18 protein-coding genes and 1 tRNA gene are annotated in these 24007 nt (G+C 69.0%); 14 read left to right on the top strand and 5 right to left on the bottom strand.

Annotated features, from left to right (window positions below; genetic code table 11):
* Positions 1–92: 92 nt before the first annotated feature.
* Together BOX17_RS03470 and BOX17_RS03465 are read right to left on the bottom strand one after the other, a co-directional pair.
* Positions 93–3155, bottom strand: a complete 3063-nt coding sequence (locus tag BOX17_RS03470; RefSeq protein ID WP_071942073.1) for an efflux RND transporter permease subunit — start codon at positions 3153–3155, stop codon at positions 93–95.
* A 1-nt stretch (position 3156) separates the two neighbouring features.
* Positions 3157–4275, bottom strand: coding sequence for an efflux RND transporter periplasmic adaptor subunit (locus BOX17_RS03465; protein ID WP_071942072.1), 1119 nt, complete (start codon positions 4273–4275; stop codon positions 3157–3159).
* 249 nt (positions 4276–4524) lie between these two features.
* On the opposite strand from BOX17_RS03465, the gene BOX17_RS03460 reads away from it, so the two are divergent.
* Positions 4525–5499 (top strand): malate dehydrogenase, encoded by a 975-nt coding sequence (locus BOX17_RS03460; RefSeq protein ID WP_071942071.1) that lies wholly within the window; start codon positions 4525–4527, stop codon positions 5497–5499.
* Positions 5500–5612: 113 nt separating this feature from the next.
* Here BOX17_RS03460 and BOX17_RS03455 read toward each other — a convergent pair whose 3' ends face one another.
* Positions 5613–6269: a histidinol-phosphatase gene (locus BOX17_RS03455; RefSeq protein WP_071942070.1), complete on the bottom strand. Its 657-nt coding sequence runs from the start codon at positions 6267–6269 to the stop codon at positions 5613–5615.
* 219 nt (positions 6270–6488) lie between these two features.
* Between BOX17_RS03455 and BOX17_RS03450 the strand changes: the two genes are divergently transcribed.
* Positions 6489–6980: an RNA pyrophosphohydrolase gene (locus tag BOX17_RS03450; RefSeq protein ID WP_208858087.1), complete on the top strand. Its 492-nt coding sequence runs from the start codon at positions 6489–6491 to the stop codon at positions 6978–6980.
* Positions 6981–7050: 70 nt separating this feature from the next.
* Positions 7051–9312 carry a phosphoenolpyruvate--protein phosphotransferase gene (ptsP, locus tag BOX17_RS03445; protein WP_071946602.1) on the top strand — a complete coding sequence of 754 codons (2262 nt, stop codon included), beginning with the start codon at positions 7051–7053 and terminating at the stop codon, positions 9310–9312.
* Positions 9313–9389: 77 nt separating this feature from the next.
* On the opposite strand, the gene BOX17_RS03440 is transcribed toward ptsP, so the two are convergent.
* A complete protein-coding gene (locus BOX17_RS03440) occupies positions 9390–10151 on the bottom strand; it encodes an NRDE family protein (RefSeq protein WP_071942069.1) in 762 nt (253 codons plus the stop codon).
* A 105-nt stretch (positions 10152–10256) separates the two neighbouring features.
* On the opposite strand from BOX17_RS03440, the gene BOX17_RS03435 reads away from it, so the two are divergent.
* The 11 genes from BOX17_RS03435 to BOX17_RS03385 all read left to right on the top strand — a co-directional run bounded on the left by BOX17_RS03435 (position 10257) and on the right by BOX17_RS03385 (position 23841).
* Positions 10257–11366, top strand: coding sequence for a response regulator (locus BOX17_RS03435; RefSeq protein ID WP_071942068.1), 1110 nt, complete (start codon positions 10257–10259; stop codon positions 11364–11366).
* Positions 11363–12157: a sulfite exporter TauE/SafE family protein gene (locus BOX17_RS03430; RefSeq protein ID WP_071942067.1), complete on the top strand. Its 795-nt coding sequence runs from the start codon at positions 11363–11365 to the stop codon at positions 12155–12157. The genes BOX17_RS03435 and BOX17_RS03430 overlap by 4 nt, the downstream gene beginning before the upstream one ends.
* Positions 12158–12175: 18 nt before the next feature.
* The gene (gene lgt, locus BOX17_RS03425) at positions 12176–12967 is read left to right on the top strand and encodes a prolipoprotein diacylglyceryl transferase (protein WP_071942066.1); all 792 of its coding nucleotides are present in this window, start codon (positions 12176–12178) and stop codon (positions 12965–12967) included.
* A gap of 77 nt (positions 12968–13044) precedes the next feature.
* Positions 13045–13869: a thymidylate synthase gene (locus BOX17_RS03420; RefSeq protein WP_071942065.1), complete on the top strand. Its 825-nt coding sequence runs from the start codon at positions 13045–13047 to the stop codon at positions 13867–13869.
* A gap of 14 nt (positions 13870–13883) precedes the next feature.
* Positions 13884–14402 carry a dihydrofolate reductase gene (locus BOX17_RS03415; RefSeq protein ID WP_425268707.1) on the top strand — a complete coding sequence of 173 codons (519 nt, stop codon included), beginning with the start codon at positions 13884–13886 and terminating at the stop codon, positions 14400–14402.
* Between the two features lie 144 nt (positions 14403–14546).
* Positions 14547–15731 carry a ProQ/FINO family protein gene (locus BOX17_RS03410; RefSeq protein ID WP_071942063.1) on the top strand — a complete coding sequence of 395 codons (1185 nt, stop codon included), beginning with the start codon at positions 14547–14549 and terminating at the stop codon, positions 15729–15731.
* A gap of 410 nt (positions 15732–16141) precedes the next feature.
* Positions 16142–17287, top strand: coding sequence for a porin (locus tag BOX17_RS03405; protein WP_071942062.1), 1146 nt, complete (start codon positions 16142–16144; stop codon positions 17285–17287).
* A 102-nt stretch (positions 17288–17389) separates the two neighbouring features.
* A complete protein-coding gene (locus tag BOX17_RS03400; RefSeq protein WP_071942061.1) occupies positions 17390–18439 on the top strand; it encodes a hypothetical protein in 1050 nt (349 codons plus the stop codon).
* A gap of 344 nt (positions 18440–18783) precedes the next feature.
* Positions 18784–19533 (top strand): fumarate/nitrate reduction transcriptional regulator Fnr, encoded by a 750-nt coding sequence (fnr, locus tag BOX17_RS03395; protein WP_071946600.1) that lies wholly within the window; start codon positions 18784–18786, stop codon positions 19531–19533.
* A 180-nt stretch (positions 19534–19713) separates the two neighbouring features.
* On the top strand, positions 19714–21693 hold the full coding sequence (locus BOX17_RS03390) for a sensor domain-containing diguanylate cyclase (protein ID WP_341853294.1): 1980 nt from the start codon (positions 19714–19716) through the stop codon (positions 21691–21693).
* A gap of 141 nt (positions 21694–21834) precedes the next feature.
* Positions 21835–23841, top strand: a complete 2007-nt coding sequence (locus BOX17_RS03385; RefSeq protein WP_083582056.1) for a TonB-dependent receptor domain-containing protein — start codon at positions 21835–21837, stop codon at positions 23839–23841.
* A 29-nt stretch (positions 23842–23870) separates the two neighbouring features.
* Here BOX17_RS03385 and BOX17_RS03380 read toward each other — a convergent pair.
* A tRNA-Arg gene (locus tag BOX17_RS03380) sits at positions 23871–23947 on the bottom strand.
* Between the last annotated feature and the right edge of the window lie 60 nt (positions 23948–24007).

Here is a 24007-nt window from a genome sequence, read left to right as displayed (position 1 = left end):
AGGCGACGCCTCCCCTGTCATGACCCGCCCCATCGGACCCCCCATCCGATGGGGCGGTGTCGTCTCGGCACGCCAGTCACGGGGCGACCTGCCTAGCGTCGCCGGTCGAGCCGCGCCCCGAGCACCAGCATGCAGGGGGTGAGCAGCAGGGTCAGGCCGGTGGCGAAGGTCAGGCCCCCGGCGATGGCGCTGGAGAGCTGGGTCCACCACTGGGTCGACGGCGCGCCCAGCCCCAGGCTCGGGGTGAGCAGGTCGACATTGACGCCCAGCACCATGGGCGCGAGGCCCAGCACGGTGGTCACGGCGGTGAGCAGCACCGGGCGCAGGCGCAGGCCGCCGGCCTCGAGGGCGGCCTCCCGGGGCGACAGGCCCTCGCCGCGCAGCTGGTTGTAGGTATCGATCAGCACGATGTTGTTGTTCACCACGATTCCCGCCAGGGCGATGATGCCCATGCCCACCATGACGATGCCGAACGGCTGGGCATTGGCCAGCAGGCCGAGCAGCACGCCGGCGGTGGAGAAGACGATGGCGGAGAGCACCAGCGCCGCCTGGTAGAGGCTGTTGAACTGGGTGACCAGGATCAGCGTCATCAGGCCGATCGCCACCAGGAAGGCCGTGGCCAGGAAGCGCATCGCCTCCTGCTGGTCCTCCTGCTCGCCGGCCACGTTGATCCTGACCCCCTCGGGAGGCGACTCCATGGCCGCCATCAGGGCCGCCAGGCGCTCGTCGGGGCGATGCTCGGCGGTGACATCGGCCTCCAGGGTCACGGCCCGGCGCCCGTCGATGCGGTGCAGGGTGCCCACCTTGGGGGCGGGCTCCAGCGACACGAAGTGCGAGATCGGCACCTGCCCGCGGCCGGTGTTCAGCGTCAGGCGGCCCAGCTGGTCCAGCGAGCGGGCGCCCCGCGGCAGGCGCACCCGGATATCCACCTCGTCGTTGACGCCGGCGGGACGGTAGCTCGCCACCTGCAGCCCGGTGGTGAGCAGCTGCACGGCGCTGCCTACGCTCGCCACGTCGGTGCCGAAGCGGGCGGCGGCCTCGCGATCCACCTTCACCCGCCACTCCACGCCCGGCAGGCTACGGTTGTCCTCGATGTCGCGGAAGCCGCCCAGCTCGCCCATGGTCTTGCGCAGCGCGGTGACGGCCCGGCCGGCCAGGCTCGGGTCCTCGGCGCTGACCTCCAGCACGATGGGCTTGCCGCCGGCCGGCCCCATCTCCTGCTCGCGGAATTCCAGCTGGATGCCCGGCAGGTCGCGGGTGCGCTCGGCCATCTCGGCCAGGATCGCGCTGGCCGGGCGGCGCTTCTGCCAGTCGATCAGCTGGAACTGCAGCACCCCCACCACGTCGCCGCCGAGCTGCTGGTCGGGCACCGCGAAGGAGCGCGCATAGAGCGCCTGCACCTCGCTCATGCCGGCGAGTCGAGTCTCGACCCGTCGCACCACGGCATCGGTCTCCGCGGCGGAGAAATCGCCCCGCGCGCGCACCAGCACCTGGGCGGTGTCGGGCTCGACGCTGGGGAAGAACTCGACGCCGTGGTTGAAGCGGGCGTAGGTGGTGTAGATCAGGGCCATCAGCAGCAGGGCGGCCAGCAGGGTGAGCCCCGGCCAGGCGAGCAGGCGGGCCAGCACGCCCCGGTAGAGCCGGCCGCCCGCGGTGACCAGCTCGGTGTCGCGGGTGGCGGCGGTGCCGCGCACGCCGAACACGCCGCCCAGGGTGGGCAGGAACACCAGCGCCATGGCCAGCGACGCCAGCAGGCAGAGGATGACCGTGATGGGCAGGTACTTCATGAACTGGCCCACCACGCCGGGCCAGAACAGCAGCGGCACGAAGACCGCCAGGGTGGTGGCGGTGGAGGCGATCACCGGCCAGCTCATGCGCGTGGCGGCCCGGATCCAGGCCTCCCGGGGCGGCTGCCCCTGGCGCAGGTGGCGGTCCGCCAGCTCGCTGACCACGATGGCGCCGTCCACCAGCATGCCGGCGACCAGGATCAGCGCGAACATCACCACGATGTTGAGGGTGTAGCCGAGGCCCCAGATCAGCAGGATACCGGTGAGGAAGGCCCCGGGAATGGTCAGCCCCACCATCAGCGCCGAGCGCAGGCCCATGGCGGCCAGGATCAGCACCAGCACCAGTATCACCGCGGTGACCACGTTGTTGAGCAGCTCCGAGAGGATGTCGCGCACGGTCTCGGACTGGTCGAGGATGGTGGTGGTCTGAAGCGCCTCGGGCATCAGGCCGGACGCCTCGTCGAGCAGCCCCTGCACCTGGGCCACGGTGGCGATGATGTTGGCGCCGGCCCGCTTGGAGATCTCCAGCACCAGGGCCGGCTGGCCGTCGATGCGGGCGAATCCCTCCGGGTCCTTGAAGGTGGGGCGGATCCAGGCCACGTCACCGAAGGTCACCACCCGGTCGCCGTCGATCTTCACCGGCATCGCCATGACGTCCTCCAGGCGCTCGATCACCCCCGGCACCTTGAGCGCCTGGCGTCCGGTCCCGGTGTCCAGGCTGCCGGCGGCCACCAGCCGGTTGTTGCGGCTGACCAGGTTGAACAGGGTGGCGAAGTCGACCCCGTAGCTGTCGAGCACCAGGGGGTCGACGACGATTTCCAGCAGGTCCTCCCGGCCGCCGCCGATATCCACCTCGAGCACCTCGGGGATACCCTCGATCTCCTGCTGCAGGCGGCGTGCCACGGCCAGCCGCTGGCGCTCCTCCAGCGGTCCGGAGAGGCCGATGGAGAGCACCGGGAAGAGCGCCACGTTGACCTCGGTGACCCGCGGCTCGTCGGCCTCGGCGGGCAGCTCGGTGCGGGCGATGTCGACCTTCTCGCGCACGTCGGTCAGCGCCTGGTCGGGGTCGAAGCCGGCGTCGAACTCCAGGGTGATCGCGGCATGGCCTTCGCTTGCCTGGGCGGTCATCTTGCGCAGCCCCTCGATGCTGCGCAGCTCCTGCTCCATGGGGCGCACCAGCAGCCGTTCGCCGTCCTCGGGGCTGACGCCCTCCAGCGACATCGAGACATAGATGATGGGGATGGTGACGTCGGGGTTGGCCTCCTTGGGGATCGCCTGCCAGGCGCCCAGCCCTGCCAGCAGCAGGGCGGCCAGCAGCAGCAGGGTGGTACGCGAGCGATCCAGCGCCGCCTCGATCAGCCTGCGCATGTCAGCGCGCTTCCCGGGAGGCGTCCGGGGCGGCCCGAGTGGTGGCCGACTCGACGGTGACCGCGGTCACCCGTTCGCCGGCGTCGACGAAGCCGCCTCCCAGGGTGATCAGGCGGACCCGCTCGGGGAGCCCGGCCACCCGGGCGACATCGGCATCGGCGCTGACCAGCTCGACGGGGTCAAGGCGCACCCGGTCGCTGTCATCCAGGTGCTTGACCGCCAGTCGGCCGCTGCCGTCGAGCTCGAGCAGGGCAGGGGAGAGGCGATGTACCCGGCGCTCGGGCAGGCGGATGACCAGGGTGGCGCTGGCACCGGCCAGGCGGCGTCTCTCGGGATTGCCCAGCGTCACCTCGATGGGGAAGCTGCGGGTGCTGTCGTCGGCGCGGCTGGCCACGTGGCTCAGCTCGCCGGCGATGCGAGTGCCGTCGAGCAGCTGGATCTCGGCGGGCAGCCCGGGGACCAGCGACAGGGCATCCCGCTGGGGCGCCGCGGCCGTGGCAGTGAGCCGCGTGTCGTCGACCAGCCGTCCCCAGGCCTCGCCGGCCTGGACCAGGTCGCCGATCTCCACGTCGAGGCGGTCGAGCACGCCGTCGAAGGGCGCCTCGGGGCGGGTGTCGTCGAGCTCACGTCGCAGTGTGGCGACCTCGGCCAGGGCCTGGCTGACGCCGCTCTGCAGGCGCAGGTAGTCGGGGTTGGAGATCAGCTCGCGACGGCGCAGGTCCTCGGCGCCGGCGAGCTCCCCACGCGCCAGGGCCAGTTCGTCCTCGGCCTCGGCGAGCCGCGCGGGGAGCTCCTCCCGGGCCAGGGCCAGCAGCGTCTCGCCCTGGCTGACTTGCTCGCCCAGGACGACGGGCAGCGCCGCCACCCGGCCCGAGCGTCGGGCGCGAAGCTCCACCTCGCGGTAGGCCTCGAGCTGGCCCTGCAGCACCAGCCGGGGGGAGAAGGCCTGCGCCTGGCGCTCGACCACCTCGACCCGGGTCGGCGCCGGGCCCTCGGCGCCATCCCCCTCGGGCGGGGTATCGCGGAAGCCCTCGATGTTGCCGAGCGCAAGCCAGACGATCAGCAGGCAGGTCAGCCCGATGGCGAGCAGGATGGAGAGCGGGGGGAGACGAAGAGACATCCAAACCTTCCCTGGCGTGATGCGACGTTCGAGAGCGGGGCCCGGCGACGCTCGCCGGCAGGCTGCCAGCATAGCGCAGCCGGTGTCCAGGTGTCGCCGGTGGGGCCGGGGCTAGCCTGAGGTCGAATTGAGTTTTGTGCAGTGCAGGCATAACATCTTGGCGGTCCGAATTCCGGCAGGGTGGGCCACCGGCCCGCCAGGCCTATCCTCACGGCGACAACCCGCGTGTTGACAACCCAAGGAGCCACCATGAAAGATCCCGTCCGTATTGCCATCACCGGTGCTGCCGGCCAGATCAGCTACTCCCTCGCCTTCCGCATCGCCTCCGGCGACATGCTGGGCAAGGACCAGCCGGTCATCCTGCAGCTGCTGGAGATCCCGCCGGCCATGGACGCCCTCAACGGCGTGGTGATGGAGCTCAACGACTGCGCCTTCCCGCTGGTGCAGGACATCGTCGCCACCGACGACGCCAATGTCGCCTTCAAGGATGCCGATTTCGCCCTGCTGGTCGGTGCCCGTCCGCGCGGTCCCGGCATGGAGCGCAAGGACCTGCTCGAGGCCAATGCCGCGATCTTCTCCGTGCAGGGCAAGGCGCTCAACGACCATGCCAGCCGCGACGTCCGCGTGCTGGTGGTCGGCAACCCGGCCAACACCAACGCCCTGATCGCCTCCTGCAATGCGCCGGACCTGGACGCGGGCCAGTTCACCGCGATGATGCGTCTTGACCACAACCGCGCCAAGACCCAGCTGGCCCAGAAGGCTGGCAAGCACGTCACCGACGTCGAGTCCATGGTGGTGTGGGGCAACCACAGTGCGACCCAGTACCCGGACCTGGCCCACTGCAAGGTGGACGGCAAGCCGGCCCTCGACCTGGTCGACCGCGAGTGGTACGAGAACGACTTCATTCCCACCGTGCAGCAGCGTGGCGCCGCCATCATCAAGGCGCGCGGGGCCTCCTCTGCGGCCTCGGCAGCCTCCGCGGCCATCGACCACATGCGTGACTGGGCGCTGGGCACCGACGAGGTGGTGAGCATGGGCATCCCCGCCGACGGCAGCTATGGCGTCGAGCCGGGCATCATGTACTCCTACCCGGTGGTCTGCCGCAACGGCCAGTACGAGATCGTCCAGGGCCTGGAGATCGACGACTTCAGCCGCGGGCGCATGAAGGCGACCGAGGACGAGCTGCGCGAGGAGCGCGCCGCCGTCGAGCACCTGCTGGGCTGATTCATAGCTTCAAGCTACAAGAATCAAGCGACAAGGAAACCCCGCAAGCTTAGGCATGCGGGGTTTTTCAATAGGCAGGGCTGATACTGTTAGCTTGCAGCTTGCAGCTGAAATCAGTCCCTCAGGCTGATGATCTTCCAGCCGCGGGCCTCGGCGACCTCGCGCAGGCTGGGGTCGGGGTCCACCGCCACCGGGTGGTCCACCTCCTCGAGCAGCGCCAGGTCGTTGTGGGAATCGCTGTAGAACCAGCTGCCGTCCAGGGTCAGGTCGCGGTCGGCGAGCCAGGCGTCCAGTCGCTTGACCTTGCCCTCCCGGTAGCTGGGGATGCCCACGGCGCGACCGGTATAGCGGCCGTCGACCACCTCGGGCTCCACGGCGATCAGCTCGTCGATGCCCAGGCGCTCGGCGATGGGGCCGGTGATGAAGCGGTTGGTGGCGGTCACGATCAGCAGGGTGTCGCCGCGCGAGCGGTGGCGGGCCACCAGCTCCTCGCCCCGGGGCAGGATATGCGGCTCGATCTTGCTGGCCATGAACTGCTGGTGCCAGGCGGCGAGCTGCTCGGGGCTGTGGGCCGCCAGCGGCTGCAGGGCCACCTCGAGGAAGGCCTGGATGTCCAGGGTGCCGGCCTCGTAGTCGGCCAGGAAACGGTCGTTGGCCTCCCGGTAGGCCACCGGGTCCACGGCGCCCTGCTCCAGCAGGAACTCGCCCCAGGCATGGTCGCTGTCGATCGACAGCAGGGTGTTGTCCAGGTCGAAGATGGCCAGGCTCACTGCGTTCCCCTCATGTCTCTGTCGGTATGTCGGTGTGGTGGGCCACGTGCGTTCACGGCCACGACAAGGTCGGCGATTATGGCAGAAGCGATGGCGCGCTTCGAGCGCAGGCCCGGGACGGATCGCCGATGGTTTGCCAGTTACTGCCCGGTTGTATTGATGCCCTTTGTGGCCTTGTGGAAGAATGGCTCCAATACTGGATCCATTAAGGTGAAGTCCGTGATCGACGCTGACGGCTTTCGCCCCAACGTTGGCATCATCATCGCCAACGAGATGGGGCAGCTGCTATGGGCGCGTCGGGTAGGGCAGAATGCCTGGCAGTTTCCCCAGGGGGGCATCAAGGCTAGCGAGACTCCGCAACAGGCACTTTTTCGTGAGCTGCACGAGGAAATCGGCCTTACCGCCGAGGACGTCGAGATCCTTGCCTGCACCCGGGGCTGGCTGCGCTACCGCCTGCCGCGCCGCATGGTTCGTACCCACTCCAGGCCGGTCTGCATCGGCCAGAAGCAGAAGTGGTTCCTGTTGAGGATCCGCTGCCAGGAGAGCCGGATCTGCATGGACATGTCCGGCAAGCCGGAGTTCGATGGCTGGCGCTGGGTCAGCTACTGGTACCCCCTGGGGCAGGTGGTGCCCTTCAAGCGGGAGGTCTACCGTCGCGCCCTGAGAGAGTTGTCTCCCCGGGCACAGCGGCTGGCCCTCGGACATGGATGAGCCGAGGGCCTGACGGCCGCGGATTCCCTCAGCGAGGCGAGAGACAACCACAATGGAACACAAGACGCCGATGCTCGAGGTGTTGCGACGCATCATTCAGGAGGTCAACGGGGCCCGCAACCTGGACGCGGCCCTGGCCACCATGGTGCGGCGCATCCGCAAGGCGATGCGCACCGACGTGTGCTCCTTCTACCTCTACGATACCGCCATCGATCGCCTGGTGCTGATGGAAACCATCGGCCTGCGCGCCCAGGCGGTGGGCCGCGTGAGCCTGCAGGTGGGGGAGGGCCTGGTGGGCCTGGTGGGCAAGCGGGAGGAGCCGCTCAACCTGGAAGACGCCCAGGCCCACCCCCAGTTCCTCTACTTCGAGGCTACCGGCGAGGAGCGCTACTCCAGCTTCCTCGGCGTGCCGATCATCCACCAGCGCCGCATGCTCGGCGTGCTGGTGGTGCAGCAGTCCGAGAAGCGTCGCTTCGACGAGGAGGACGAGGCCTTCCTGGTCACCATGGCCGCCCAACTGGCCGGCGTGCTGGCCCACGCCCTGGCGACCGGGGGGCTCAACCGGCCGAGCGTGCCCGGCGGGGAGGCCCGGTTCACCGGGGTGGCGGCCTCGCCCGGCATGGCCATCGGCGAGGCGGTGGTCATCGCCGCACCGGCGGACCTCAACAGCGTGCCGGACCTGATCCCCACCGATGTGGAGTACGAGATCGCCCGCCTCAAGGAGGCCATCGGCCGGGTCCGCGACGAGATCCGCGCCGCCGGCGAGCGCCTGGCCAGTCGCATCTCCGCCCAGGAACTCGCGCTGTTCGATGTCTACCAGCAGATGCTCGGCGAGGCGGCGCTCTCCCAGGAGGTCGAGAAGCGCATCCGGGAGGGGCAGTGGGCGCCCGGCGCGCTGGCCGACGTGGTGCGTCGCCACGTCCAGTACCTGGAGCGGGTCGACGACAACTATCTCCGCGAGCGGGCGGCGGACGTCCGCGACCTGGGCCGGCGCGTGCTGGCCCACCTGCAGGAGGAGACGCCCCAGACCCCGGATGTCTATCCCGACAGCACCATCCTGGTGGGCGACGAGATCAGCGTGGCGATGCTCGGCGAGGTGCCACGTGACAAGCTCGCCGGGCTGATCTCGGTGCGCGGGTCCAGTACCTCCCACGTGGCCATCGTCGCCCGGGCCATGGGCATTCCCACCGTGTCTGGCATGGTCGACCTGCCGCTGCCTCGCCTCGGCGGCAACCGGGTGGTGCTGGATGGCCACCGCGGCCGCCTCTTCGTGCGCCCCTCGCCGGAGCTCGAGAGCCACTATCAGAGCCTGATCGACGAGGAGCGGGCGCTGATGGCGGTGCTGGAGCACGAGCAGGACCTGCCCAGTCGCACCCCGGACGGCCACGACATGCCGCTCATGGTCAACACCGGCCTGGCGGTGGATGCCGTGGCGTCGCTGAAGTCGCGGATCGGCGGGGTGGGGCTCTATCGTACCGAAGTGCCCTTCATGATCACCGAGCGCTTTCCCGGCGAGCAGGAACAGACACGCCTCTATCGCGACCAGCTCGAGAGTTTCGCGCCGCTGCCGGTGGTGATGCGTACCCTGGATATCGGCGGTGACAAGGACCTGCCCTACTTCCCCATCGAGGAGGCCAATCCCTTCCTCGGCTGGCGCGGCATCCGGGTCACCCTCGACCATCCCGAGGTGCTCATGGTGCAGCTCAGGGCCATGCTGCGTGCCTCCCAGGGGCTCGACAACCTGCAGGTGCTGCTGCCCATGGTCACCAACGTCGACGAGGTCGACGACGCGTCGCGCCTGCTCGACCGTGCCATCCTCGAGCTCGGCGAGGAGGGCGTGCCGGTGAATCGACCCAGGGTGGGGGTGATGCTGGAGGTGCCGGCGACCCTCTACCAGCTCGATGCCCTGGCCCGTCGCGTCGACTTCTTCTCGGTGGGCAGCAACGACCTGACCCAGTATCTGCTGGCGGTGGACCGCAACAACCCGCGGGTCGCCGACCTCTACGACGCCTGCCATCCCGCCGTGCTCTCGGCCATGGCCCGACTGGGCGACGATACCCGACGCCTGGCCATGCCGACGTCGGTGTGTGGCGAGATGGCCGGGGACCCCGCCGGGGCGCTGCTGCTGATGGGCATGGGCTTCGATGCCCTGTCGATGAACGCGCCCAGCCTGCCGAGGGTGAGGGCGGCGATTCGCCGGGTGTCCCTCGAGAGCGCCCGGGAGCTGGTGGAGGAGACCCTGAGGCTCGATTCGCCCCGTGACGTTCGCCAGCATCTCGAGGCTCGCCTGGGCGAGTGGCAGCTGGCGCACCTGCTGCCCCCGAAGGACTGAGTCGCGCCCGGGCTCGCCTTGCCGCGTCCTAGGTCAGGGACGCAGGGTCAGGGTCGCTCAGATCAGGGTCTGTCATATCAAAGCCGCATGGCGGTCTCTCCCAGCCGGACCCCCTCAGGCCCGAAGCGGCGCTCACCGATCTCGATGCGCCCGTCGCCGTGCCAGGTCACCCAGGTGGTGGCCCGGGTACCGTACTCCCGGCCGATGATGAAACAGGACGACAGCTGGCGCTCCCGCTCGAGCCCCACGCCGGTCTCCGGCAGTTCGTCGTCGGCGGCGGGGTGGGGGTCGCCGAGCACGGCCAGGGCATCCGCCGGCCAGCGGCCATGGCGCAGGCCGGTGGCGAGTCCCTGCCGGGCGGCGATCAGCTTGGGCCAGGGCGTGTCCAGGCTGGCATTGGAGAGGCCATGCAGGCCGGGGGGCACGCGCCTGAGGCGGATCGCCTCGAGCCCGCGATGCAGGTGCCAGAGGGCCTCCCCGTCACCCACCAGCAGGTTGAAGCCGGCGAAGTCCCGGGCCGCCCCGCCCGCCAGCCGGTCGAGCCAGGCCGTCAGGTCGTCGCGTTCCAGGGCCTCGCGCACCAGCTCGCCACGGCTCGGAGCGTCCGGCGGCACCGTCAGGCGGGGGTCGCGGACATTGGTCACGGCGGCGACACGGCCGCGACGATGCACGGCCAGCCAGGTGCCGCCGGCCTCCAGGTCGCGGCCCCCGACGATCGCGGGCGCCTCGTCCCAGGCGGCCAGCGGCGCCGACGGGCGGTCGTGGAACTCGTCACGGTTGGCCACCAGGCGCAGCGGACAGTCGCTGCCGGGGCGATGGTCGAAGGCGATCAGGCACATGGGGCCAGCTTAGCCGGCCGCAGGCCCCGGGGGAAGGTGCCGTCATGACAGCCCAGGCCCGGCCGCGTACACTCTCCTGACTTTCGTGCTTGCACAGGGATGACAATGCAGGACGACATCCGCATCGACCGCTTCTGGTCGCGTCTGGTCTGGCCGATCCTCTGGCCCGTCATGCTGGCCCAGGCGGTCCTGGTGCTGCTCTGCCTGGTGGTCGGGGTCATGCTGTGGTGGATGATGCCCAGCCATGCCTCCTGGGGTGCCACTTTCTGGCTGCTGCTGGCGCTGCTGCTGGGCACCAGCCTCAACGTGGCGGTCTTCCTGATGCTGCTCCGCCAACGCCTGCGCGGGGTCGAGCGAGACGTGAACGACGCCATGTCCGGCGTCGAGGCGTACCTGGCACGCAACCATCGGCCACCGCGGCATGACCTGCCGTTCTCCCAGCGCCTCCGGGCCCTGACCAGCGCCTGCGAGGGCCTGGTGGAGGGCTGGCATGGCGACCTCAGGCAGCACCATGCCAGTGAGCGTCGCCTCGCCGACGAGCTCCAGGTCTGCCAGGGCGAGCTCGAGCGATGTGAGGCCAGCCGGGTGCGTGCCCGGGAGGAGTCGCGCCTCAAGTCCGGGTATCTCTGCCACCTGCGTCGGTCGCTGGCCCCCCTGCTGGCCTCGCTGACCGAGCTGCTGGAGAGCGAGACCCTCGCGCAGCGGGGCGGGAAGCGCGGCCATGCGGCGCTGAAGGCGCGACTGGCCGATGCCATGCTGCTGCTGGAGAACCTCGGCGATGCCACCGAGACCCCCACGCCCCCCTCGCTTCCCGGGACCTTCCGGGTGCTGATCGTCGACGATGGCCCGGTCAACCTCACCCTGGCGCGGCAGGTGCTCGAGCGCCAGGGCTTCCAGGTGGCCACGGCCACCAGCGGCGAGCAGGCCCTGTCGCTGCTCGAGGACGACGCCTTCGACCTGGTGCTGATGGATATCTTCATGCCGGGCATGGACGGCGTGGAAACCAGCCGGCAATGGCGTGAACGGGAGGCGACCATGGTGCCTCGCCGGCGCAGCATCCTGGTGGCCCTGACGGCCAACGCCAGCGACGAGGATCGCTTCCGCTTCCGTCAGGCCGGCATGGACGACTTCCTGGCCAAGCCCTACCGGCCCCAGGCGCTGGTCGACACGGTGCGGCAATGGCTGCCGTCCCTGCCGGAAGCCGATCCTGCATGAGCCTGATCGCGACGCTGTCCTCCTACCTGGCACTGGGTGCCGTGGCCGGCACCATGGCCGGCCTCTATGGCGTGGGCGGCGGATTGATCATCGTGCCGGCCCTGCTCGCCGCCTTCGGATGGCAGGAGGTGGCCCCGGAAGTGGCCATGCACCTGGCCGTGGGTACCTCGCTTGCCACCATCGTGGTGACGGGAGCCTCGTCGGCCTGGGGGCATCATCGTCGCGGCAGTATCCGCCGCGACTGGTTCCTGGCCCTGCTGCCGGGGCTGGTGCTCGGTGCCATCGCCGGGGTCTTCATCGCCGGCAACCTGTCCGGCGGGCGCCTGGGGACCCTGTTCGGTCTCTTCGTCATCCTGGTCGCGTTGAAGATGGCGCTGGGGCGAGGCCCCCGGCCCGGTGGCGTGCAGCCCGGTCCGGCCTCGATGGGCCTGGCGGGGGCGGTGATCGGCGGCGTCTCGGCGCTGTTCGGCATCGGCGGGGGCACCCTCAGCGTGCCCTGGCTGTCGCGCTGTGGCGCCACCATGACCCAGGCCGTGGGCACCTCCTCCGCCTGCGGCCTGCCCATCGCGCTGTTCGGCGCGGCCACCTTCGTGGTGGTCGGGTGGGGCAATCCGATGCTCCCCGCCGGGGCCGTCGGCTTCGTGATGATGCCCGCTTTCCTCGGCATCGTGATCGCCAGCGTGCCCTGCGCGCGCCTCGGCGTGATCCTGGCCCATCGGCTGTCGGCCCGGGTGTTGCGCCTCTCCTTCGCCGCCCTGCTGGCGGTGGTGGGCCTCAAGTTTCTCCTCTGACCGTGTTAAGGGTATTCCATGTTGCGCTATCCCGTTATCGACCCCGTGGCCATCTCGTTGGGTCCCTTCCAGATCCACTGGTATGGCCTGATGTACGTGGTCGGCTTCGTGGCCGCCTGGTTCCTGGGGCGTCGCCGGGCCGAGCGTATCGGCCTGACCCGGGACGACATCGGCGACCTGCTGTTCTACGCCGCCATCGGCGTGGTGGTCGGTGGGCGCCTGGGCTATGCGCTCTTCTATGGCCTGTCGCAGTGGCTGGCGGACCCGCTGTGGATCTTCCGTGTGTGGGACGGCGGGATGAGCTTCCACGGCGGCCTGGTCGGCGTGCTGCTCGCCGCCCTCTGGTTCGCCCGCAAGAAGCGGCTGGCCTTCTTCACCCTGACCGACTTCGTGGCGCCCCTGGTGCCCATCGGCCTGGGCGCCGGGCGCATCGGCAACTTCATCAACCATGAGCTCCCCGGGCGTCTCACCGGGGTGCCCTGGGGCATGCCCTTCCCCGGCATGGGACCCGCGCCGCGACATCCCTCGTCCCTCTACGAGGCGCTCCTGGAGGGGGCGGTGCTGTTTACGGTGCTGTGGTGGGTATCGGCGATCCCGCGCCGCCGCGGCCTGGTCTCCGGCCTCTTCCTGCTGCTCTACGGGGTGTTCCGCTTCCTGGTGGAGTTCGTGCGCCTGCCCGATCCCCAGCTCGGCTTCATTGCGCTCGGCTGGGTGACCATGGGCATGCTGCTGACCCTGCCGATGATCGCCGCCGGCATCGCGCTGATCGCCTGGTCCCGTCGCCAGCCGGTGGATGCCCGGCGCGGCTAGCGAGGGGGCGAAACGGACGGTAGACTCTGTCACCCGATTTCATCACTCACATCCGCGACCCGGGGTCCGCCCAGACGATGCATACCGACGATGCCCAGCCGGCACTGGAACAGCCCTACCTCGACTTGATGCGCCAGGTGCTCGACCATGGCGTGGAGCGTGACGACCGCACCGGGGTCGGCACCCGTTCGCTCTTCGGCCACCAGATGCGCTTCGATCTCTCCCGCGGCTTTCCGCTGGTCACCACCAAGAAGCTGCACCTGCGCTCGATCATCCACGAGCTGCTGTGGTTCCTGGCCGGTGACACCAACATCGCCTACCTCAAGGAGAACGGGGTGCGCATCTGGGACGAGTGGGCCGACGAGAACGGCGACCTCGGCCCCGTCTACGGCTACCAGTGGCGCAGCTGGCCCGATCCACGGGGCGGGCACGTCGACCAGATCGCGAGACTCCTCGAGCAGATCCGCGTCAACCCGCGCTCGCGCCGGCTGATCGTCTCGGCCTGGAACCCGGCGCTGGTGGACGAGATGGCCCTGCCGCCGTGCCACTGCCTCTTCCAGTTCTACGTGGCCGACGGGCGGCTCTCCTGCCAGCTCTACCAGCGCAGCGCCGACATCTTCCTCGGGGTGCCCTTCAACATCGCGAGCTACGCGCTGTTGACCCAGATGATCGCCCGGGTCTCGGGCCTCGAGCCGGGGGACTTCGTGCATACCCTGGGCGATGCCCATCTCTACCTGAACCACCTCGAGCAGGCCGAGAAGCAGCTGTCTCGCACGCCGCGCGCCGCACCTCGCCTGGTGCTGGATCCCTCGGTGGAGGAGCTCTTCGACTTCCGCTTCGAGCACATCGCCATCGAGGGGTACGACCCCCATCCGCATATCAAGGCCGAGGTGGCGGTATGAACCAGCCCCATGAGATGACCGACGAGACTCTCGTGCCCGTCGCGATGATCGCCGCCATGGACAGGAACCGCGTGATCGGGGTGGACAACCAGCTGCCCTGGTACCTGCCGGAGGACCTGAAGTTCTTCAAGCGGATCACCCAGGCCAAGCCGCTGGTGATGGGGCGCAAGACCTATCAATCCATCGGCCGGGCGCTCCCCGGACGGCTCAACATCGTGGTGACCCGCGACCCCGACTTCCATGCCGACGGCGTTCGGGTCTGCCACGACCTGGCCGCCGCGCTGACGCTGGCCGACCACCAGGCCACCATCGACGGTGTCGAGGAGATCATGGTGATGGGCGGGGCCGAGATCTACGCCCAGGCGCTGCCCTTCGCCAGCCGGCTCTACCTCACCGAGGTGGACATCGAGGTCGAGGGCGATGCCCGCTTCCCCGCGATCGACATGGGCGAGTGGGAAGAGGTGCAGCGCGTGCCCGGCGAGCCTGCCGAGGGCCAGCCGCACTATGATTTCGTGCAGTACCGTCGATATTAAGGGCAGCGGCGCTGATGGCGTCGCCCGTCGGCGACATTTGTCACGACGCCACGCCTGGCACAGACTGGACAGAATGTGCCGTGGCCGGCAGGAAACGGCGACGGCAGGACGAGTCAGGGGCATGGCGCACTGGAGGGCCAGGACGTGAACGAGGAACGCTCAACCCACCTGCTGGAACGGCTGGAGCAGCGCGCGGCGGCCCTGCTGGGCCTGTTGCGGGAGTCCCGCGTGCAGCAGGATGCCCTGCAGTCCCGGCTGGCCGAGCTGGAGCGGCGTCGCGTCGAGCTGGAGGCGAGCCATGCCGAACGGGCCGCCGAGGTCCGCGAGGAGCAGGGCGCCCGCGAGGCCCTGGCCCAGCGCTGTCGCGAGCTTCAGGCGCGCGTCACCGAGCTGGAGGCCACCCGCCTAGAGCTCGCCGAGGAGAATCGCGAGCTCGACGAGCAGAATCGTGAGCTCGAGGCGCACAACCGGCGCCTGCTGGAACGCGATCCCGCCGAGGCGGGGACGGTGCTCTTCCATCGCCAGGCGCGTCGGGCCCAGGGGCTCTCCGCCCTGATCGGCCATCGCCCGCGGAAGCAGGCCGGCGAGGTCGCTGACGCGCCGGCCGACCCGGAGGAGGGCGTCTCCGTCACGCCCACCGAGCCGGCCGCCGTCCCTGCCGTCCCTGCCGACCCTCCGGTCGAAGCCTCCACCGAAGTTCGCTCTGAAGTGACTGGAGCGGGCACGACCCCTGAACTCGACATCGGTGAGGCACCGTCTCCCCAGGCCCTGCTGGACCAGTGGTACCGGCGCTATTCGTCCACCTTCTTCAAGGGCCATACCCGGCCGCTCAAGGTCGGCATCCACGAGGAGCTGAGCGCCCGCGAGCCCTGGCCCGAGAAGCTCGTGCGCCGGGCGCTGGCCTGCTACGTCAACCTGCCGCGCTACCTCAAGTCGGTACGCGAGGGGGCCTGGCGCCTTGACCTCGCCGGCGAGCCGGCGGGCCAGGTGGACGCCGCCGCCGCCGAGCATGCCCACCGCAAGCTCGAACGCCTGCAGGCCGATCGTCGCAACCCCGGCCGTTCTGCCCGACCCCGCGCCAAGGGGGGAGCCAAGGGGCGAGAGGCCGCGCCGGGCCATCGGGGCGCCGACGGGCAGGGCGGGCCCGGTGGCCAAGGGCCGTCGTCCGGTGAGCCACCGTCCGGCGCCGAGACCCCGGACCGTCAGCGTGCCTCCTCGTCGGCCTCGCCGAACCCCGCCAGCCCCTCGCCCGGTGCCCCGGAACGCCGGGGGCCCGCCACCCTGGACGAGAAGCTCTCCGCCCTGCTTGCCAAGCACAACCAGCGTTGATCTCCCTGACTTGTCTTCGCCATATTCGCCGGGCATGATGTTCCTGCTCATCGCACCGGGCGCCCCATCTGGCCGACATGCCGCCGTGGCGGGCCGGATGGGGTGCCGGGCTCGCCGGGACGGCGCCCGAATCGCAAGGGCAGGAGGAGACGTCGGAGAACGGTGTTCGCAGGGAAGGAAAACAGTGTTTTTTTCTTGTTGCGTTCCCCGAATCCCCGGTATAGAGTTCCTCTTGCGAGCATTGGACTATAACAAGGCTTTGCCGAGGTCTGGCTCGCGTCCTGCCACCTCCCGGGAGGGAGCCCGCAGGCACGAGAACCGGCACCAAGACCGGCCAAGCCGCTGACCCGCTCATAAAGAACGGGCAGCCACGATCGAAACAGCAAGCTAGTCAATAAGGAACTATCGCAATGAAAAAGACACTGTTAGCGACTGCTATCGCCGGTGCCCTGGCCGCTTCCGGCGCCCAGGCCGCCACCGTCTACAACCAGGACGGCACCAAGCTGGACCTGTACGGCAACGTCCAGATTGCCTACTACAACACCGACGGCGGTGACGAGAGCACCGACCAGCTTCAGGACAACGGTTCCACCTTCGGCTTCGCCGCCGAGCACGTGATCAACTCCGGCCTGACCGGCTACCTGAAGCTCGAGTTCGACGACTTCAAGGCCGATGAGATGAAGATCGCCGGTCGCGATTCCGGCGACCAGGCCTATGTTGGCCTGAAGGGCAACTTCGGTGACGTCCGCCTCGGCTCCTACGATCCGCTGATCGACGACTGGATCCAGGACCCGATCACCAACAACGAAGGCTTCGACGTTTCCGACTCCAACGCTCGTGCCCTTGGTGTTGGCACCCAAGATCGTGAAGGCGACAAGCTGACCTTCACCTCGCCGTCCTTCAGCGGCCTGCAGTTCGCCCTCGGTACCCAGTTCAAGGGCGACGCCGAAGAGAACGAGTTTTCCGACGTCCTCGCGGATGGCATCGACCATGAGGTCGAGGCCGAGTCCAACGCCTCCTTCTTCGGTGGCGTGAAGTATACCGCCGGCGCTTTCTCCATCGCCGCGGTCTACGACAATCTGGATAACTACGACGGTAAGGTGTCAGACGTCACAGGCGATCTCGATGAGCTCCCCGAAGGCGTTACTGCCGACGAAGTTATCGGCTACGAGTACGATGCTGGTGACCAGTACGGCATCACCGCACAGTACACCGTCGGCACCCTGCGTGTGGCTCTGAAGGTCGAGCGCTTCGATTCCGAGAATGAAATCGTCGACGATGCCAACTTCTACGGTCTGGGCGCCCGTTACGGTTACGGCGCGGGCGACATCTACGCCGCCTACCAGTACGTCGATGTGGGCGCCGGCACCCTGCTGTCCGAACTGGATGAGACCATCCAAGACGAGCAGGATCGTGACGAGACCTACAACGAGGTCATCCTCGGCGCCAACTACAGCATCTCCGATGCCATGTACGTCTGGACCGAGTACGCCATGTACGATCGCGAAGATGACGCAGGCGACGGCGTCGGCGTTGGCGTGACCTACCTGTTCTGATTCCTGTCGCGGGTGTAACCTGCGAGCAGGGTAGAACACAGAAAGCCGGCCCCTCGGGGTCGGCTTTTTTCATTGGACGCGAACGAACGCAAGCGAGGTTCCATGAAACAACCGATCATCACCGCGAGCCTGCTGGCCCTTGGCCTGGCCCTGGGGACCACGCCGGTGCTCGCCAGCGAGATGCAGGACCGCTTCCGCGAGGAAGGGCGGGGCATGGATCTGACGGGATTCTTCCAGGCCGAGACCGACGCCCGCAGCCGCAGCTTCCTGTTCGGGGGCGCCAATGCCCATGATTTCACCGTGACCGAACCGGGCACCTACCTCTTCGAGAGCCGCGTCACCGCCGGCTACTCCGAGGACTACCGCATCGCCGCCGTCCTCGAGGACGAACAGGGGCAGGTGATCGCCCGCAGCGAGGCGCTGGGACAGAACGGCGGCCTGGCCCTGCGCCAGCGCCTGTCGCCCGGCGACTATACCCTGCGCGTCGAGGCCCAGCGCTTCGGCACCCGCCGCAGGGCGGGGGATGGCTACTCCATCCTCATCGCCGGGCTGGCAGAGGATGGTCGGCGCCTCGACGACGCTGTGAGCGACGGCGAGGGCATCTTCTTCGCCGGAAAAAGCCGTGATGGTGCGCGCTCCGTGTTCGTGAGCGGCGATAATGCCGTGGCGACACTGGGAGCAGCGGCGGACCAGGCGATCCCTGAGGATGCATCCGCTCCCGAGGCCGCCTCCGCCATGGGCGCCAGCAAGGACGAGACGGCATCCTCTGGCAGCGAGGCCCGCTCCGGCCAGCCCGAGGCCGCCCAGGCGGCATCATCCCAGGGCTTCGAGACCATCGTTACCGACGTCAAGATCCGCGCCCGCGGCGAGGTGCTGACCTTCGACGTGGCCGAGCGCGGCACCATCGCCATCACTACCTCCACCTATCCGACCGGCTACGAGGACACCTATCGCATCGCCCTCGAGGTGCTGGACGAGACGGGCGCTGTGGTCGCCGAGGGGGCAGGCCAGGGCTTCGACGGCGACGTCGACATGACGACCGAGCTGGCGCCGGGTCGCTATCGTATCCGCGTGCAGGGCCAGAAGTTCGGCTCTTCCATGACGGGCGTCAACAACTACGAGCTGAAGGTCCAGCGACTGGATCGCCGATAATCGGAAGACCGTCGAGGCGTCGGGTGAGTGCCCGGTCGCCCGCTGGACGACAAGGCCCCCGGCGCACCTGTGCCGGGGGCCTTGTCGTGAGGGCGCCTTGGCCTGGCGCGCGGTCCAGGCATCCTTACCGTCCAGGATCCTCTGGATGATCAGGACTGCCAGGATATCGACGGCCTTCCCGCATGGGCCTGGCCCGGGGCATCAGGCCCGAGGCCGCGCGGGCCCTCAGAGGGTGCAGTACCGTCGTTTTCTGAAGTATGCTGAGGAAGCATCCAGGCAGTAACGGTGCCGTGGAGACGGCCCGTGCCTGGAGTGCCGTGGCGTAGATGAACAGGGAGTTCACCATGACCCACCATCCCTCCGGTCAGACGGCGATTCCCCCGGGGCAGGCAACGCACTGCGAGGGCTGCAGCCTCAGTGCCCACTGCCTGCCGGGTGGCCTGGCCCGCGACCAGATGACCGACTTCGATGCCATCATCCACCGCCCCAGGCCGCTGAGGCGCGGGGCGCGGCTGGTGCGGCAGGGGGCGCCCTTCACCAGCCTCTACGTGGTGCGTTCGGGAAGCTTCAAGCAGGTCGTGGTCGACGCAGCGCATCGTGAACTGGTGACCCACTTCCTCCTGCCCAGCGACGTCGCGGGGCTGGATGCGCTCGGCGAGGCCCGCCATCCCTCCAGCGTGGTGGCGCTGGAAAGCAGCTTCGTCTGCGAGCTGCCGTTTGGCTCCTTGGAGGCGCTGGGCGACCGCTTCCCGGCCCTGCGCGGCGCGCTCTATCGCAGCATGAGCCAGGTGCTGGAGCGTGATCAGGGCATGAACTGCCTGCTCTCCTGCGCCTCCGCGGAGACGCGCATGGCGAGCTTCCTGCTGGACATGTCCGAGCGCTTCGCGGCCCGGGGCTACTCCCCCCATGGCTTCCAGCTGGCCATGTCCCGGGCCGATATCGGCAGCTTCCTCGGGGTGGCCCTGGAAACCGTCAGCCGTCTCCTCGGGCGACTCCAGCGCCAGGGGCTGATCAGCGTCGAGGGGCGAACCCTGGTGCTGCGTGACATTCCCGCCCTCGAGGCGCGGGTATCCGGCACCCGTCCCGGCCGTTGAGTCGGTGAGCACCAGTTCCCGAGCCAGTCGTCATCCCGGGGGATGAGCGATGCCGGAGAAGGGCAGCGTCGGCCATGGCGCGGCAGGGGGCGTTCGCCTGCGCCACGCGTGGCGGCGTTGACGGGATGGCGGGGCGGCCATGCTAGAGTCGCGTCATCGACACAGGACATGGAGGTCTGCTTGCCGATATTCCGCCTCTCCCGGGCCGTCGCCTGGGCGCTCTCCCTGAAGGGCCGTTTGCTGCTGGGGCTCGCCGCGACCTGGGTCATCGTGGTGGCCCTGGTGATGTGGGCCGGCTGGGCATCTAGCCGCTCGCTGTCCGAGGAGTCGAACCTGATCCACCTGAACTACGAGGCTCGCCTGATCGCCGACGAGCTGACCGATCAGGTCGACAGCCGTCTCGCTGCCCTCGGGCAGCTTGCCGAGCAGATGCCGTTGAAGGCCGGGGAGGGGACTGACCCGCACACCCTGCTGGCGGCCAACGGTGCGCTGCTGGAGTGGTTCGAGGGCCTCCTTCTGTACGATGCCGCCGGCACCATCCAGGCCGATTGGCCGCAGATGCCGGGACGACAAGGCTTTGATGCCGGCTTCCGTGACTACTTCCAGTTCGTCAAGGGATTCAAGCGGCCCTACGTCAGCGAGCCCTTCATCGGGGGCATCAGCGGGATGCCCATGCTGCTGTTCCTGGTCCCGCTGCTCGACGAGGCGGGCGATTTCCAGGGCGCACTGGGCGGGCTGGTGAACATCCGCGAGGGCGGGCTGTTCGAGCGGTTGCGCAGGATCCGGCTCGGCGATGGCGGCTATGCCGCCATTGCCACCGCGTCGGGCCGGCTGATCTATCACCCCGACCGGTCGCGTATCCTGGCTCCCCTGCCGTCCGAGGGCGCCAGCCCCTCGCTGGCCCTGGCCCGGCTGGGGTGGGAAGGCGAGGCCCGCGGCCCCGCGCTCGATGGCCAGATGACCTACCAGGCCTTTCGCCAGATCTGGCCGGCCGACTGGATCGTCGGCGTCTACCTGCCGAGCGAGCAGGTGATGTCGCCCTTCAGGGGCCTGTTCCGGCGATTGGCCATCCTTGGCCTGCTGATCGCCGTGATGCTGCTGCCATTGATGGGGTGGCTGCTCTGGCTGGCGTTGCGCCCCCTCTACCGCCTCGAGGGCCAGATCGGTGAGCTTGGCCGGGGAGAGCGTACCCATGTCACCCTGACTTCCCGGATGCAGGAAATCCAGCGCGTCGGGAACGCCCTGAACCGGCTGGAGCGAGAGCGTGGCCTGGCCCTGGCCCAGTGGCGGGACCGTCAGGCCTTCCTCGATGCCATCCTGGCCGAGTCGCCTGTGGGCATGTTCGTGACCGACCCCCAGGGGAGGATCGTCTATGCCAATCGGGCCCTGCTCGAGCTGGCAGGTCGGACGGTCAGCCCGCGTCATCACGCCCAGTGGCTGGCCGGCCTGCATGCCGATGACCGCGACGCGATTCTGGATCTCTGGCAGTTCAGCCAGCGCAGCGGCGAGGATTTCCTTCGCCAGTTCCGCTACTACCGGGCCGACGGAACGCTGCTCTGGCTGGAGGTGCACGCCAGCCGCGTGCTCATCGACTGCCAACTGATCGGCTTCGTGGGCATCGTCAAGGACATCACCCTGCACCGCGAGCAGGAGTCGCTGCGCCAGTGGGAGGCCGAGCACGACCCGCTCACCGGCCTGCTCAACCGCCGCGGCTTCGAGCGCCGGCTCGAGGAGGCGCTGGCCGCCTGGCGCAAGGCCGAGACGCCCTCGGCCCTGCTGCTGTTCGACCTCGACCGGTTCAAGCCGATCAACGACCTGGGCGGGCATGCCCTGGGCGACACGATGCTGCGGCGCGTCGCCGAGGCGGTCAACGGCGTGGTGCGTGTCAGCGATCATGTGGCGCGTCAGGGCGGGGACGAGTTCGCCGTGCTGCTGCCGAGCTGCGACGTCGACCAGGCCCGGCGCATCGCCGAGTCCTTGCGTGGGGCCGTGGCCGGCCTCTCGGTGATCCATGAAGGACGCGAGTTCCGGGTGACCCTGAGCGTGGGCGTCACCACCCTCCTGCCAGGGGACAGGGACATCCAGGAGGTGATCGGCCGCGCCGACGCGGCGAGCTACGAGGCGAAGCGGCGCGGCCGCGATGCCGTGGTCTCGGCCTGACGGCTCCTCGGGAGCGCCTGCGGCCGGCGCGTGGCTCACCGGGGGGGCACGCCCCATGCGGCATCCTGCCCCATTCCCGGTCATGTTATCCCGATTTAATATTCCCGTACCTTATAAACACATTCCATAGAGCACGGGACCATGACCACGCCACTCCTTCGTCGCCTGCCGATTATGGCCTGCATCGCCGCCTGGGGCGGTGCCGCCCATGCCGAGACCGAGAGCCTCTCCACCATGATCATCGAGGGGAGGGCCGGTGTGCCCGGTGAGCTCTCGCTCTCGCCCCGGCAGTCGCCGGCGCCGGCGGCCGATGCCGGCGAGTGGCTGAGGCGGATCAACGGCATCGAGGCTATCCGCATGGGCGGTCACGGCCTCGATCCGGTGATTCGCGGCCAGCAGGGCAATGCGCTGAACGTCCTGGTGGATGGCGGTTACGTGTATGGTGCCTGTCCCAACCGCATGGATCCGCCCACCGCCTATGCGCCGCTGCACAGCTTCGACCGGGTGACGGTGAGCAAGGGCGTGACGACCCTGCAGCATGGTGCCGGCGGCAGCGGCGGCACCGTGCTCTTCGAGCGCACCTCGCCGGACTTCGAGGGCCGCGACATCCAGCAGCAGGGCAGCGTGGGGGCGAGCTTCGACGACAACGGCGAGCGTGCCGGTCTCTACGCCCGCCTGGTGGCCGGCAACGAGAACGGCTACTGGCGGCTTTACGGCGAGCGCCAGCAGGCCAACGACTACGAGGACGGCGACAGTCGGCGTATCCACAGCGTTTTCGAGACCACCAGCGGCGGCGTCACGCTGGGCTTCACGCCCACGGTCGGCACCGAGGTGGCGTTCGGCTACGAGGGCGTGCGCGAACGCGACGTCAAGTTCGCCGGCGCCGGCATGGACGCGCCGGAGAGCGACAACGACACCCTGCGGGCTCGCCTCGACCACGCCTTCTCCGACACCCTGCGGATGGAAAACCGCCTGCAGTTCACTGCCATCGACCATGTGATGGACAACACCTCGCTGCGCGATGCACCGATGATGAAGATGCGCTCGCCCACCGAGTCCGACACTGTCACCTGGAAGAGCATGCTCGTGCAGCAGCGCGCGAACAGCGATCTGCGCTTCGGGGTCAACGTGCTGCAGAATGCCCGTGACGCGCGGATCATCAACGACTCGAAGGACGTGGTTGCGTTTCTCTCCTGGCCTGACGTGACCACCCGCCAGTCGGGGGTGTTCGCCGAGATTGATCACTACCTGGGCGAGCGCACCACCGTCAGCGGCGGCCTGCGGCTGGACTATTCGGAGGCCAGCGCCGACGCTGCCGACCAGGCCAGCGATACCGGCGTGGTGGCGGCCGACCTCTACCGTCGCGAGTACGGGGTGGGGGGCAACCTGGATCACGACGCCTGGCTGGTGGGTGGCTTCCTGCGCGGTGAACAGCGCCTGAGCGATACCGACACCCTCTACGCCAGCCTCAGCCGTGCCGAGCGGGATGCCGACGCCACCGAGCGCTACTTCGCCAAGGGCGACTGGGTGGGCAACCCCGGCCTCGACCCCGAGGTGCACCACCAGCTGGACGTGGGGATCGAGCGTCGACTGGCACAGGGCGGCGTCGAGGTGGCGGCCTTTGCCGACCGCGTCGACGACTACATCTTCCGCGAGAGGGTGGACGGCGTCAGCGTCTACCGCAATATCGATGCCACCCTCTACGGGGTGGAGCTCTCCGGCGACCTGCGCTGGGCTCGTCATTGGGAGACGCGCGGCCAGCTGAGCTGGGTGCGCGGCGACAACCTGGACGACGGCGGCGCCCTGGCTGATATTGCCCCGCTGCGCGGCCGGCTCTCGCAGTTCCACGTGCGCGAGGCCTGGGAGGCCGGGCTCACCGCGCGCTTCTCCGACGCCCAGGACCGTCTGGGGCCGGACGAGGTGGCCACGTCGGGCTACGTGGTGCTCGATGCCGAGGCCGCCTGGCGCTGGCAGGCCATGACCCTGCGCGCCGGTGTCAGCAACCTGCTCGACAAGACCTACAGCGACTTCCTCAATCGCAACCGCAGCGCCAGCGACCCCTTCCTCGCCGAGGATCCGGAGAGCCTGGCCCTGCCCCTGAATGAGCCCGGCCGCAGCGTCTGGGTGGGCATGGAGTACGTGTTCTGAGGGTAAAAAGGAGAGGGGGGAGAGGGGAGTGGCGCCCCCATCAGGATTCGAACCTGAGACCTTCCCCTTAGGAGGGGGACGCTCTATCCAGCTGAGCTATGGGGGCGCGACGCTGCGCATTATAAGCGCCTGAACCGCCGAGATAAACCCGCGGTGGCCCGGGGAG

It is taken from the genome of Halomonas aestuarii (assembly GCF_001886615.1).
GTDB classification, from domain to species: Bacteria; Pseudomonadota; Gammaproteobacteria; order Pseudomonadales; family Halomonadaceae; genus Halomonas; species Halomonas aestuarii.
The sequence above is the reverse complement of the archived record's forward strand: the minus strand, read 5'-3'. Positions and strand labels throughout refer to the sequence as shown.

What these genes read in the sequence shown, in the direction of transcription:
- BOX17_RS03470 (WP_071942073.1), bottom strand. Translation starts at nt 3,155, where the DNA reads ATGCGCAGGCTGATCGAGGCGGCGCTGGATCGCTCGCGTACCACCCTG.
- BOX17_RS03385 (WP_083582056.1), top strand. Translation starts at nt 21,835, where the DNA reads ATGACCACGCCACTCCTTCGTCGCCTGCCGATTATGGCCTGCATCGCC.
- BOX17_RS03420 (WP_071942065.1), top strand. Translation starts at nt 13,045, where the DNA reads ATGCATACCGACGATGCCCAGCCGGCACTGGAACAGCCCTACCTCGAC.
- BOX17_RS03465 (WP_071942072.1), bottom strand. Translation starts at nt 4,275, where the DNA reads ATGTCTCTTCGTCTCCCCCCGCTCTCCATCCTGCTCGCCATCGGGCTG.
- BOX17_RS03400 (WP_071942061.1), top strand. Translation starts at nt 17,390, where the DNA reads ATGAAACAACCGATCATCACCGCGAGCCTGCTGGCCCTTGGCCTGGCC.
- BOX17_RS03460 (WP_071942071.1), top strand. Translation starts at nt 4,525, where the DNA reads ATGAAAGATCCCGTCCGTATTGCCATCACCGGTGCTGCCGGCCAGATC.
- lgt (WP_071942066.1), top strand. Translation starts at nt 12,176, where the DNA reads ATGTTGCGCTATCCCGTTATCGACCCCGTGGCCATCTCGTTGGGTCCC.
- BOX17_RS03435 (WP_071942068.1), top strand. Translation starts at nt 10,257, where the DNA reads ATGCAGGACGACATCCGCATCGACCGCTTCTGGTCGCGTCTGGTCTGG.
- BOX17_RS03415 (WP_425268707.1), top strand. Translation starts at nt 13,884, where the DNA reads ATGACCGACGAGACTCTCGTGCCCGTCGCGATGATCGCCGCCATGGAC.
- BOX17_RS03405 (WP_071942062.1), top strand. Translation starts at nt 16,142, where the DNA reads ATGAAAAAGACACTGTTAGCGACTGCTATCGCCGGTGCCCTGGCCGCT.
- BOX17_RS03440 (WP_071942069.1), bottom strand. Translation starts at nt 10,151, where the DNA reads ATGTGCCTGATCGCCTTCGACCATCGCCCCGGCAGCGACTGTCCGCTG.
- BOX17_RS03430 (WP_071942067.1), top strand. Translation starts at nt 11,363, where the DNA reads ATGAGCCTGATCGCGACGCTGTCCTCCTACCTGGCACTGGGTGCCGTG.
- fnr (WP_071946600.1), top strand. Translation starts at nt 18,784, where the DNA reads ATGACCCACCATCCCTCCGGTCAGACGGCGATTCCCCCGGGGCAGGCA.
- ptsP (WP_071946602.1), top strand. Translation starts at nt 7,051, where the DNA reads ATGCTCGAGGTGTTGCGACGCATCATTCAGGAGGTCAACGGGGCCCGC.